At 34.4% G+C, this 12753-nt stretch carries 8 protein-coding genes and 2 pseudogenes; 5 read left to right on the top strand and 5 right to left on the bottom strand.

Features of this window, described 5'->3' with window-relative positions:
* Nucleotides 1-1140 (bottom strand): 2,3-bisphosphoglycerate-independent phosphoglycerate mutase (gene gpmI, locus AB4Y90_RS12445; RefSeq protein ID WP_441557894.1); only part of this gene is annotated, 1140 nt, incomplete at its 3' end.
* Between the two features lie 351 nt (nucleotides 1141-1491).
* Between gpmI and AB4Y90_RS12440 the strand changes: the two genes are divergently transcribed.
* The 4 genes and pseudogenes from AB4Y90_RS12440 to AB4Y90_RS12425 form a co-directional block, all read left to right on the top strand.
* Nucleotides 1492-1815 carry a translation initiation factor gene (locus tag AB4Y90_RS12440; protein WP_441557893.1) on the top strand — a complete coding sequence of 108 codons (324 nt, stop codon included), beginning with the start codon at nucleotides 1492-1494 and terminating at the stop codon, nucleotides 1813-1815.
* Nucleotides 1816-2088: 273 nt separating this feature from the next.
* Nucleotides 2089-2943, top strand: coding sequence for a nucleoside phosphorylase (locus AB4Y90_RS12435; protein WP_441557892.1), 855 nt, complete (start codon nucleotides 2089-2091; stop codon nucleotides 2941-2943).
* 160 nt (nucleotides 2944-3103) lie between these two features.
* A complete protein-coding gene (locus AB4Y90_RS12430; protein ID WP_441557891.1) occupies nucleotides 3104-3403 on the top strand; it encodes a hypothetical protein in 300 nt (99 codons plus the stop codon).
* 120 nt (nucleotides 3404-3523) lie between these two features.
* A pseudogene (locus AB4Y90_RS12425) lies at nucleotides 3524-4003 on the top strand (enoyl-ACP reductase FabI); the annotation flags it as partial.
* Between the two features lie 300 nt (nucleotides 4004-4303).
* Here the strand turns inward: AB4Y90_RS12425 and bglX are convergent.
* From bglX to AB4Y90_RS12405, 4 genes are all read right to left on the bottom strand, one after another.
* Nucleotides 4304-6526, bottom strand: a complete 2223-nt coding sequence (gene bglX, locus AB4Y90_RS12420) for a beta-glucosidase BglX (protein WP_441557890.1) — start codon at nucleotides 6524-6526, stop codon at nucleotides 4304-4306.
* 231 nt (nucleotides 6527-6757) lie between these two features.
* Nucleotides 6758-8188, bottom strand: coding sequence for a glycoside hydrolase family 30 protein (locus AB4Y90_RS12415; RefSeq protein ID WP_441557889.1), 1431 nt, complete (start codon nucleotides 8186-8188; stop codon nucleotides 6758-6760).
* Nucleotides 8189-8190: 2 nt separating this feature from the next.
* Entirely contained in the window at nucleotides 8191-9654 is a 1464-nt protein-coding gene (locus AB4Y90_RS12410) for a RagB/SusD family nutrient uptake outer membrane protein (RefSeq protein ID WP_441557888.1), read from the bottom strand.
* Between the two features lie 11 nt (nucleotides 9655-9665).
* A complete protein-coding gene (locus tag AB4Y90_RS12405; RefSeq protein ID WP_441557887.1) occupies nucleotides 9666-12317 on the bottom strand; it encodes a SusC/RagA family TonB-linked outer membrane protein in 2652 nt (883 codons plus the stop codon).
* 177 nt (nucleotides 12318-12494) lie between these two features.
* Between AB4Y90_RS12405 and AB4Y90_RS12400 the strand changes: the two are divergent.
* Nucleotides 12495-12753: pseudogene (locus tag AB4Y90_RS12400) on the top strand (MFS transporter); the annotation flags it as partial.

The following is a 12753-nucleotide window of genomic DNA, read 5'->3' as shown; positions in this document are numbered from 1 at the left end:
ATCATAAGCTGACATTTCAGGTTTCAAATCGTAAGTAGGAACGTCTTTCGGGCTCGGACAAAGCAATCTTTTTTCACCATGAAATTCTTCTTCACGACCTCCTGAAAAGAAAAAGGTAACGTGAGGATATTTTTCAGTTTCGGCAATTCTGATCTGGGTTTTTCCGTTTCTTTCCAAAACTTCACCCATTGTATCTTTTAAAACTTCTTCGTCAAAAACAACGTTTACATTTTGATATGTTTTATCATAATTTGTCAATGTAATATAATGCAACGGAARCTTTCGCATAAAATATTCGGGCATATCGTGCTGACAAAGAACTTCTGTAATCTCTCTTCCTCTGTCTGTACGGAAATTAAAGCAGATTACCACATCATTATCTACGATTTTTCCGACAGGAACAATGTTTCCGATCTGAGTTTCTTTAACCAAAATAATTGGTTTAATAAATTCGTCGGTTACATTTTCATCATAAGAACGTTTAATCGCTGAAACAGCATCTGTTGTTTGCAGACCAACGCCTTCAACCATTGCATCATACGCCAATTTTACACGTTCCCATCTTCTGTCTCTGTCCATTGCGTAGTATCTTCCCGTAACAGATGCAAGATTTCCTGTAGTTTGCAACATATGATTCTGAAGCTCTTCAATAAATCCTAAACCTGAATGCGGATCGCAATCTCTGCCATCAGTAAAAGCGTGAACGTAAACGTTTTCATTTAAACCAAAATCTTTTGCAGCAGTTAATAATCCTTTTAAATGATTGATATGAGAATGTACTCCACCGTTGGAAACCAAACCGATAAAATGTACATTTTTATTTTCTCTTTTGGCGTAACTAAAAGCTTCCTGAATTACTTTCTCCTGTCCTAAAGTGCCGTTTTCTACAGCCATATTCAGTTTTACCAAATTCTGGTACACCACTCTTCCTGCTCCCAAATTCATATGCCCCACTTCAGAATTTCCCATTTGTCCGGCAGGAAGACCCACCGCCAAACCGCTTGCCTCTAAAGTTGTATGTGGAAATCTGTGATAACAGCTATCTATAAATGGTGTATTTGCTTGAGCTAATGCAGAAACTTTAGGATTTGTTCCCAAACCCCATCCGTCAAGTATTGCCAATATTGCTTTTTTAGACATTCTATTTTGATTTTTAAACAAACAAATTTATCGATTTTAAAGTAAATTGAAGAATTTAAAAGGTTTAAATTTTGCTTAAAAGTTTAAATGAAATCGTTACGAATAATGAATCAAGGTTAGAATTCTTATTGATTATTTGTTATTTATTGTAATACTTAATTTTAACGCAAAGGTCGCTAAGATTTTTTTAACAGCTAACTGTTTTAAGTTCGCAAAGGCGTTTCACTCAGCAAAGAATATTAAGAATTTTCATTTATAGAACATTAAGAGTAATCAGAAAATTCTTGCAATGGTATTTACGATTGAAATTAAATTATCCAGAATTATCAATATTATTTTTAATTTTGTTTTATGGACTTAAGAGACCAACTAAAAAACCTTTTTCCTGAGCATGAAGAGCAGGATTTTCAAATGCCTGAAGAAGAATTTAAGCAGAAAGAAGCCCTGGTTTGCAAATTTGAAAAGAAAGGCAGAAACGGAAAGCCTGTAACGATTGTTGAAGGCTGGGAAGGCAGTGAAGAAGACCTGAAAAAGATTTCAAAGAAAATAAAAACCACTTTGGGAATCGGCGGATCTGAAAAAGACGGAACCATCATTATTCAGGGTGACAATCGTGATAAGATTATGGCTATTTTAAAAGATATGGGCTACAAAACGAAAAGAGTCGGCGGTTAATCATTAGTTGTTGATGGTTGTTAGTTGATGGTTGATAGATAAGATTCAATGTTTTGAAATTTGAATGAAATATAATCTTAATAATAAAAAAATTGCCATCGACAAAGAACATGACGACAGCAAAAGAGAAAGTGTAATTAATTAAAACGCAAATCTAAGATTTCAATATTACCACAACTTTAATCTTAAATTAAATAAAGATTATCTTTCAGGTGATCTGTTTTATTAAAACAAAATTCTTATCTTCACCTCCCTTTTTTTAATAAAATAATTATGCTAAATAAACTTGCAGCTTCAGAATTGGTTCTGAACGATGACGGAAGTGTGTATCATCTTAATCTTTTGCCGGAAGATATTGCCGATAAAATAATCTTGGTGGGCGACCCGGACAGAGTGCCGAAAGTTTCAAAATATTTTGACAAAGTAGAAATCAAAAAAAATAAAAGAGAATTTTATACGCATACAGGAACTTTGCGTGGTGAAAGAATTTCTGTAATGTCGACCGGAATTGGAACTGAAAACATCGATATTGTGATGAACGAGCTTGATGCGTTGGTTAATATCGATTTAAAGGAAAAAGAATTTAAAACTGAACACAAATCTCTGCAATTATTCAGAATGGGAACCTGCGGAAGTGTAAATCCTGATGTACAGGTTGATAATATGCTGGTTACTCAAAACGTTGTAGGTCTTGACGGTTTGATGCATTTTTACCAGGATTATAATTTCGAAAATGAATTTTCTAAGCAATTTTTAGATCAATTTCCTTATGAAAAAATTAAACCTATGCTTTATTTTTCTGAATGGTCTGAAGAGTTGGGCGAATTGTATAAAGATGCAAAATATCACGGTAATACAGCAACTTTCCCCGGATTTTACGCTCCGCAAGGAAGACAGCTTCGTTTAAAAGCTTTGGATGATAAGTTTCTTGAAACCTTAAACGATCTGGGAATTACCAATTTTGAAATGGAAACTTCTGCAATTTATGCTTTCTCAAAATTATTGGGACATAAAGCGATTACTGTAAATAATGTGATTGCCAACAGACGACGAGGTGAATTTTCATCAGACCATCATGCTTCTGAAAAAAACCTGATTGAATGGGTTCTCGAGAGAATCATAAAATAAAACAGAAAGGATTTCATTATTTGAAGTCCTTTTTTATTTATTACCATTATATTATTCATAAAAGCTTTATTTTAAACATTATGAAAATTTTAACAACCATTTTGTTTTTTAGGAATACTTATTGCCTATTCTTAAGCATAACACTTAAATATTTAACATTATGGAAAACCAAGATTATAACAAAGCTGAAAAAGCTGTTGACAACACCGAAAACTCTTTAAGAAATGCAGCAAATGATGCAAAATGGAAAGTAAGTGATCTTGCAGACAGAGCAAGAGATTACATCAATGAAAAAAGAAATAATGACGAAGAAGCAAATCAGGAAGGCTGGTTTGACAGGGTAAAAGCTAACGCCGCTGATACTTGGGAAGATATTAAAGACGGAGCCAATGATGCCTGGGAAAAAACCAAAGATGCCGCAGAAGATGTAAAAGCAGAATGGAACAAAAAAACGAATTAAATTATTAGTCTTTTATATATTATCAAGAAAAACGAAGTCTTTTTAGGAAGGCTTCGTTTTTTATTATGTTGTAAACACAAATTATTGCTACATTTGTGGATTAATAAACATTAAATAATTATGTCATACGGTTTACTTAAAGGCAAGAAGGGAATTATTTTTGGAGCCCTTAATGAACAATCTATCGCATGGAAAGTTGCTGAAAGATGCCACGAAGAAGGCGCAGAATTTATCCTGTCAAACGCTCCGATCGCTCTTAGAATGGGAGAACTAAACGGTTTAGCAGAAAAAACAGGTTCTGAGGTAATCGGTGCAGATGCAACTTCTCTCGAAGATATTGAAAAGCTTTTTGATGCTGCTGTTGCAAAATTTGGTAAAATCGACTTCATCCTTCACTCAATCGGTATGTCTATCAATGTGAGAAAAGGAAAGCATTATACAGAAATGAACTACGACTGGTTGGAAAAAGGCTGGGATATTTCGGCTGTTTCTTTCCACAAAGTAATGAGAGTAGCGTATGAAAAAGACTGTATGAACGAATGGGGAAGTATTTTAGCGCTTACTTACATCGCTGCACAAAGAACGTTCCCTGATTATAACGCCGTTTCTAGCTTCGGTTTTTTGTTAAAAATATGCGGTATAAAGATTAAAATTAATTGAAATCTTATTCTGATAAACTCTTCCCTAAAAAAGTACTTCTTTAAATAAATTTTTGTATTTTACTGAAATATCTTTTTTATTTCAAAGTTGTCATTCCGAGGAACGAGGAATCTCTAATAATGATGTTGAGATTCTTCAATCTGCTTTGCTTCTTTCAGAATGACAAACATACCGTTTATTTGTAAAGTCTTTTACACCAAAAGCTGGCTTTAGCCCGCTTCAGATGTGTAAAACTATTATTTATTTTAACCAATTAATTCTTTTTGTCTGAACATTTTGAGAATCGGTTCCGACCATAATGTCAAATTCGCCTGCTTCCCAATCGAAGTTCAATTGATCATCGTAAAATTTCAGATTTTCCGGCGTTAAAGTAAAATTAATGGTTTTAGTTTCTCCTTTTTTAATAAACACTTTTTGGAAACCTTTCAATTCTTTTACAGGTCTTACCACCTTTCCGAAAAGATCTTTGATGTACAACTGCACTACCTCTTCTCCATCGTAATTTCCGGTATTAGCAACATTTACACTAATGTTTAACGTCTGATTTCCTTCAAGATTTGTTGAGCTTAAATTCATCTCAGAGTATTTAAACTGAGTATAACTTAAACCATAACCAAACGGGAATTTAGGGTCATTATCTAAGTCGATGTATGCCGAAACATAGTTTCTGTCGGTGTTATTTTTTGCAGGTCTTCCTGTGTTGTAATGGTTGTAATAAACCGGAACTTGCCCTTCTGTTCTCGGGAAAGTCATCGGAAGTTTTCCGGCTGGATTTACTGTTCCAAAAAGAACATCCGCAATAGAATTTCCGGCTTCTGTTCCTAACCACCAAGTGTACATAATTGCAGGAATATTTTCTGCAGCCCAATCAAAAACCAACGGTCTTCCTGCATTGATCATTAAAATAATCGGTTTTCCTGTTTTTGCAATTTCTTTCAAAAGATCTTCCTGAACGCCTGAAAAATGAATGTTGCTTCTGCTTTTCGCTTCACCACTCATGGCATGACCTTCACCTAAAGTCATAATGACAACATCTGCTTTTTTTGCCGTTTCTACCGCTTCTGCAAACATCGATTTATCCTGATCATCTACATTCGCACCTTTTGCATATAATAATGTTGAATTTTTATCTAATTGATTTTTAATTCCATCAAACTGAGTAATAATTCTCTGATTGTCATCTTTAAATGCAATCGACCAGAAACCATGATTGGCGACCGTTTCTTTTCCGAAAGGTCCTATTAAAGCCACCGTTTTGGTAGATTTTGAAAGCGGAAGAATATTTTTTTCATTTTTAAGTAAAACAATACTTTTTGAACCAAATTCTCTTCCAAATTTTCTGTTATCCTGATTGTTTAATTGTTCTTTCTGTCTTTTTTCGCTGCTAAACCTGTAAGGATCATCAAATAATCCCATTTCAAATTTTTTAACTAAAATTCTTCTCGTCGCATCATCAATTAGTTTCGGATCTACTTTTCCTTTTTGAACCAGTTTTGGAAGTTCAGCCATATAGGCACGGCTTTCCATATCCATATCGGTTCCTGCATTCATGGCTTTTTCGGCAGCCTCATTATTGTCTTTCGCATAACCGTGAGGAACCATTTCGCCAATACTTCCCCAGTCTGAAACTACAAAACCTTTATAGTTCCATTGATCTTTTAAAAGATTTCTTAAAATATATTTGTTGGCTGTTGCCGGAATTCCATTGATGTCGTTAAAAGAATTCATAAAAGTGGCAACTCCTGCTTCTGCAGCTGCTTTGAAAGGTGGTAAATACGTTTCATGAAGTTGTCTTAAACTCATATCTACAGAATTATAATCTCTTCCGCCAACTGCCGCTCCGTATGCTGCAAAATGCTTTGCACAAGCCATAATTGCATCAAGATTTCCAAGACCTTTTCCCTGAAAACCTTTGATTCTTGCCAAACCAATCTGTGTTCCCAAATACGTATCTTCACCTGAACCTTCCATTACTCTTCCCCATCTCGGATCTCTTGCGACGTCAACCATTGGTGCAAAAGTCCAGTGAATTCCGTAGGCAGAAGCTTCTGTTGCAGCAATTCGTTCTGATTTTTCAATTAATTTTAAATCCCAACTCGCAGCCTGACCAAGATTCACAGGAAATGTTGTTCTGTACCCATGAATAACATCCTGACCAAAGAGTAAAGGAATTCTTAATCTGGATTTTAATGCTAATTCCTGGAATTTTTTTGTTTCTTCGGCTCCTGCAACATTGAGCATAGAACCTACTTTCCCTTTTTTTATTTCTTCTAAAACAGTTGCCGAATTTGAATTTTGCGGACCTGTTGCGTATTCGAAACCGCTGTACTGAACCAATTGCCCAACTTTTTCTTCCAATGTCATTTTAGATAGCAGCTCAGAAACCTTTTGATCGATGGTTTTTTGCCCGAAGACGTTGAATCCTAATGCTGTAAATGCGAGTATGAAATATATCTTCTTCATTTATAATTTAGTTTTTATAAAATTATATGTAATGCAAAGTTCGCAAAAAATATTTTGCGAACTTTAGTAATGGTTTTAGACCTGTAAAAGTGTCCCGCTTAACGAAGAACAAAGTTTTTGCAATCAATAATTTTTCAGATTTTTTTTAAACTAATTTTTCTGTTTAAACTGAGAAAATATTAAATCTTTTATTCTTTTTGTGGGTAAAGAAAAAGTTTAAACAAGTTTAAATTAAAAAATATAGGTTGCTACAGAACTTCCCGTAATTGTAACCGGAGCTGTTTTCTGATTATATTTAATATTGAAACTTTCTTCTGATTTATTATTGTTCTGAACAATCAAAACCGTTTTACCTTCCGGAGTTTTGAAAGCGACCGTAACCAAATTTTCTGTTTGTGTAGAAGCTATTCTCTGTGAATTTGCCGGAACAAACTTTGACGCATGAGCAATAATGTAGTAGGCAACATTTCTTGTGAAATTTTCATTATCCGAAACCGTGATTGCTCCTTTACATTCTGTACAACCTCCCGGTGTATGCGGATTATATTGAGGATCATTTGCCAAATTCCATTCTAAAGCAATTTTACTCCAGTTTCTCATTGATCCGATGACAACGTTTTTGGTATGCCAGTTCAGGTCTTCATTGAAGGTTCCTTTTGCACCCGTCCATTGTTCTGTAAAATAAAGATTTTTATCAGGATGAGCATTGTGAACCGTGCTTAAAGCTGAAATATCGCCTTCATACAAATGGAAAGCTGAACCGTCAATGTATTGATTGGCTTCAGGATCATTTAAAATATTGATAGCATATTCAGGTTTGTTGCAGTTGTGGTCGTAAACAACGATCTTTGTTTTGATATTATTAGATTTAAAAACAGGACCTAAACTTTGTTTAATGAAATCTCTCTGCTGATCTGAAACCATCAGTAAACTTGGGTTGTTTCCGGGATGTAAAGGTTCGTTTTGAGGAGTTATTGCATCAATTGTAATGCCTTCTTTCTGCATTCCCTGAATGTATTTCACAAAATATTTTGCATAGGTATCGTAAAATTCAGGCTTTAAGCTTCCGCCAATCGATTTGCCATTATCTTTCATCCAAACCGGAGGCGACCATGGCGCTGCAATGATTTTAATTTTAGGATTGATTGCTAAAATTTCTTTTAACATCGAAATCAAATCTTTATCTCTTGCCAAACTGAATTTTGATAAAGTGGGATCAGTCTGACCTTGAGGTAAATCATCGTAAGAAAAAACTTCACCATCCAAATCGGATGCACCAATGCTTAATCTCAAATAACTTATGGAAATGGAGTTTTTATCATTTCCGAAAAGTTCATTTAATAAAGCTTTTCTTTTTGAAGGTGAGAGACGATTGATGACTTCAACGCTTCCGCCGGTTAATGTATAACCAAAACCGTCAATGTATTGAAACTTCTGGGTATCGTCAATTTCAATAGTCTGAAAGTTGTTGGAAGTATTTATAAAATTTAATGCATTTTGCTGCTGTAGTTTTACGCTTTCATCTCCTTTTGTCATCCAGATCTGAACTTTATTTTCTGTATTTGAAACAGATTTACAAGACGACAAAGGCAAAAGTACCACACCGCCAAACAGCAGTGCAGTACTTTTTAAAAAGAAACTATATGATTTTTTATTTAACATATTTAATATCCTGGATTTTGGGTTAAATTCGGGTTATTATCTAATTGAGTCTGTGGAATTGGCCACAATAACCTGTTTTGGTTTAAGTTATTTACATAAGGCAATAGATTTCCATTCGCATCTCTTTGCTGTGAAAGTATAGAAATTGCTTTTCCGGTTCTTTTTAAATCAAACCAACGGTGACCTTCAAATGCTAATTCTAATTTTCTTTCTTTAAGAATTTTATTAATTCCATCATCAGTATTGGCAATCGTAACAGGCGCTAAACTTGAGCTTGCTCTTGCTCTCACCTGATTGACCAGAGCAGCAGCTTCTGCAAAATTTCCCTGATGAACCAAAGCTTCAGCTCTTATTAAAAGTAAATCTGCATATCTCATTACATAGAAATTCTGATGACCAGTGGTAATTCTCATTTTATACATGAACGGGAAGTTGTTACTTTGCCAGAAATTGTCTGACCAGCTTACCGTAGTCGGAGAAAACCATACACTCGAATTTTTTCTAACATTATCATTTTCTGTGTTGAATGTATTTACAATGTCGTAAGAAGGGGTATTAAATTTTTTCCAGTCTGTTCCGTAAAACATAGACGATCCCCATGCCCAAAGATTTCCTGCATTTCCATTAGATTCAAAAATAGATTCTGCATTGGCTTCATGGTTTCCATCAAAAAGCTGATCATAAACCGGAAGCAAAGAATATCCCTGTCCCATTAACTGGGTCGTGTAATCAATTACTTTTGCATAATCTGGATTTGGTTTTGTGGCGTAAACTTTTGCTAATAATGATAAAGCTAAACCTCGTGTTGCTCTGTATTTATTTGAACTTGCAGGTGCGCTTGCCAAAGCTCCTTCCAAATCTGAAATAATTAAATTATAAACCTCATTGACCGGTTTTCTTGTTGGGTAAACCTGCTCATAAACTTCATCGAAATTTTCGTCATTTACACCAATCACCGCTTTTGTAACCAAAGGAAAATCTCCCCAAAGCTGCACCCCATGAAAATTATACATTGCTCGCATAATGGCAGCTTCAGCTTTCATTTCTGATTTTCTTGCTGTAGAAAGTGTGGGATCTGGGATATTGTCTACATAATTTAAAACTTTGTTACAATTATTAATGAAAGTAAATAAATAATTCCAATCTCTATTAACATTAGCATTTGTAGCGATTATTCTGTATTCATCCATTTGAAAATTTTGGATATTATCACTTCCCGCATGAGCAATTTCTGTTTGTGCATCTCCATTAAAGAAATAATCTAACTGCCAATATTCATTACCTAAGTCAACATAGATTGCAGACATTAAACCCTCTGCTTCTGCTGCAGTAGTGTAAGGAGTATCAGTAAGCGGTACGGCTCTGTCAGTAAGCGGTTCAGTATCCAAATAATCACTACAAGAAGTTGTTCCCAAAGTTAAACTTGTTCCCAACAGAAAATAATATATTGTTTTGTTGAATTTCATAATAATAAAAATTAAAAATTAGCTTTTAAACCAAAAATAAATGTTCTTACCTGAGGATAAGTTCCATAATCCACACCTGAAACACCGTTTGTTGTGTTGAAAGCATTTACTTCAGGATCGAAACCTGTATAAYCAGTCCAGGTTAAAAGGTTTTGACCAGTAACATAAAGATTAATTTTGCTTACTCCTTTGAATGGAGTTAAGAAATTATATCCCAAAGTGGCACTTTTTATTCTAATAAATGAACCATCTTCTACAAATCTGTCTGATACATATTGTGCTGTAGCAGAATTTGCTCTTGGAGTATTGGTAATTTGTCCTGGAGCAGTCCATCGGTTTAAAACTGCGGTTGATTGATTTTTAAAATCATTCATCATTTCGAGATCAAATCTTGAAGCATTGTATATTTCTCCACCATATGATCCAGTAACTAAAACATCCAAATACCAATTTTTGTAAGAAAAATTATTGGTAAATCCAAAGCTGAAATCAGGGTTTGGATTTCCTATTATTGTTCTGTCATTTGGATCAAAAATACCATTTCCGTTAAGATCTTTATACACAAGGTCTCCCGTTTGAGAGTCTACATGACTTACTTGGTAACCATAAAAAGAACTGATTGGCTGACCCGGAGTAAACCTCACTAATGTTGCTCCAACAGTCTCAATATTAGCTTTATCTATATTAGGTTGGTATTTAAGACTTGTTACCTGATTCTTTGTGAAAGAAATATTAAAGTTAGTGCTCCAATTGAAGTTTTCGCCTTTAAAATTCTGGGTATTTAAACCAAGTTCTAAACCTTGATTTTCCATATCTCCAACATTCTTAAGTATATTACCTAAATTACCCATTCGTATTGGTACAATCAGGTTTTTAGTTTTTCTTTTGTATGCATCTGCGGTTAATTTGATTTTATTATTTAAAAAACCAAAATCTATCCCAACATTGGCATCAGAAGTTACTTCCCAACCTAAATCACCACTATCCCACTGATAAGTATTCCAAATTCCATCCGGACCAACTCTTGAAACTCTTTCTAAATTATAATGAGAATATGGAGGTATTCCTGATGCATTTCCACTTTGTCCCCATCCTCCTCTAATCTTCAATTCAGATAGGATTTTGTTGTCAGCTAAGAAATCTTCGTTTGAAACTGTCCAAGCTCCAGAAACTCCGGGGAAGAATCCCCATTTATTTCCGGGTGCTAAAGCTGAGCTTCCGTTATACCTGAAAACTCCCATAATAGTATATTTGTTATCATAGGTATATAATGCTCTTCCAAAAAAAGATAGTTCTCTTAAATGTTCTTTTACAAGGCTTTCACGCTTATTATCAATTACAGTGTTGTAATCAAAAAAAGTTGTTCCTTCAGGAAAATTATTTCCATCATAATTATGCCAAGAATTTCTCTTCTCATGAATCTGATTACCTCCTAATAAAGCTAAATCATGAACTCCGGATTTTATAGTATACGTTAAAGTATTTTCAATATTCATGTCCTGATAAGTCGACAAATACTTACCACCAATACCTTTTTGCTGTCTTCCGTAGCTTGTTTGATATCCATCTGTAAACTGATCATTGGTAACATCAATTAAATCGAATGAAACCGTTGGTTTCCAAACAAGATTTTTAAGCAAATTAACTTCAAGCCCTAAATTGCTCATAAAACGTTGAGTCTGAGTTTCATTTTGTCTGGATTGGTAAGCAACCGGATTTTCCCAAGAAGATTGAAATGGGTTTAAAGCAAACTGTCCGTCTTTATATCCGTCTAAATAGTTACCATCAGTACCAGTTTCTCTTACCTTAAGTTGACTACCATAAATTGGCAGGAATGATGGTGTATTTAATGCACTCAAAATAACCCCGCCCCTGGAAGTTCCTAAGTTATCATTCGTGTTCTTAAGCGTAGTATTAATATAGTTAAAATTACCTGTCAGTTTCAGCCAGTTGGTAATCTTCGCATCTAAATTTAATTTAGCAGAAATCCTGTCAAACCTTGCAGGATCAATAATACCGTCAATTCCCTGATAACCTAATGCTGTATAAGCTCTTACTTTTTCGTTTCCGAAAGAATAGTTTACATTATAATTTTGATCAAAGCCTGTTCTGAAAACTTCGTCTCTCCAATTGGTATTGATCCCTTCGTATCTCGGATTGTTAATCGTCGTTAAATAAGAAGGATTAATTTCACTCATCAATGTTTTGTACTGATCCAGGTTTAAAACATCAATATTATTCTCCTTTAGGATCGTCATATCGGTAATATCATCAGGATTGATTCCGCTGATATCAAAAGTTTGAATTCCGTCAACTACGTAAAGCGGGTTTACGCTGGAAGAGATTGAATTGTTTCCTCTGATCTTTACATCAATTGCTGCTCCCGGTTTACCGGAAGACTGTATTACATTCACACCGGCAGCATTTCCCTGCAAAGCCTGACCGACATTATAAATAGGCCTGTCGTCAAAAGTTTCAGATTTTACTGTAGATACCGCACTTGTAAGGTTTGATTTTTTTACCGAACCATAACCAATAACCACCACTTCCTCGATCTTCTGCTCTTTAGAAACAGTATCGCGCGGCGTAGTCTGTGCATTGAAATTTGCCGTAAAATAAAGAGCGGCAATAATTCCTAAGCTTCTTGATATTTTAACATTCATATATAGTTAAGTTTTTTAATTCTCAAATTGAGACAATAAAAATATATCTTTTTTTTATTAATTAACATTTTTTTAATAATTATTTTAATATTTCCATTATTTTTGGGCATTTAAAGTGAGAAGCAGATTAATATAATCGGTAAAATCCCGATAAAACACACTAAAATAAATCCCCAAATGAATGCTAAGCAACCCAATATTTCCCTTCCGTTGAAGCTTACTTTCCTTGTTTTTTCAATGGTTTTAAATTGTATGGGGATTGTAATTATTCAGCTTTCCGAGCAGAAAATCACATATGATAAGCTTGGCTTTTTAGAATCTTTTAAAGATTTGCCTATTGCCATATTTTCACTTTTTGCCGTAAATTTTATCAGCAGATTCGGAACAAAAAAATCATTGATTTTTGCTTTGATGCTTGTCGGGATATGTTCGTTAT

The sequence above is a fragment of the Chryseobacterium sp. 2TAF14 genome (genome assembly GCF_052115105.1).
Lineage (GTDB): Bacteria > Bacteroidota > Bacteroidia > Flavobacteriales > Weeksellaceae > Chryseobacterium.
The sequence above is the reverse complement of the archived record's forward strand: the minus strand, read 5'-3'. Positions and strand labels throughout refer to the sequence as shown.

Bases quoted from the DNA above. Each gene is read 5' to 3' on its own strand.
- AB4Y90_RS12440 (WP_441557893.1), top strand. From the start codon at position 1,492: ATGGACTTAAGAGACCAACTAAAAAACCTTTTTCCTGAGCATGAAGAG.
- AB4Y90_RS12435 (WP_441557892.1), top strand. From the start codon at position 2,089: ATGCTAAATAAACTTGCAGCTTCAGAATTGGTTCTGAACGATGACGGA.
- AB4Y90_RS12430 (WP_441557891.1), top strand. From the start codon at position 3,104: ATGGAAAACCAAGATTATAACAAAGCTGAAAAAGCTGTTGACAACACC.
- bglX (WP_441557890.1), bottom strand. From the start codon at position 6,526: ATGAAGAAGATATATTTCATACTCGCATTTACAGCATTAGGATTCAAC.
- AB4Y90_RS12415 (WP_441557889.1), bottom strand. From the start codon at position 8,188: ATGTTAAATAAAAAATCATATAGTTTCTTTTTAAAAAGTACTGCACTG.
- AB4Y90_RS12410 (WP_441557888.1), bottom strand. From the start codon at position 9,654: ATGAAATTCAACAAAACAATATATTATTTTCTGTTGGGAACAAGTTTA.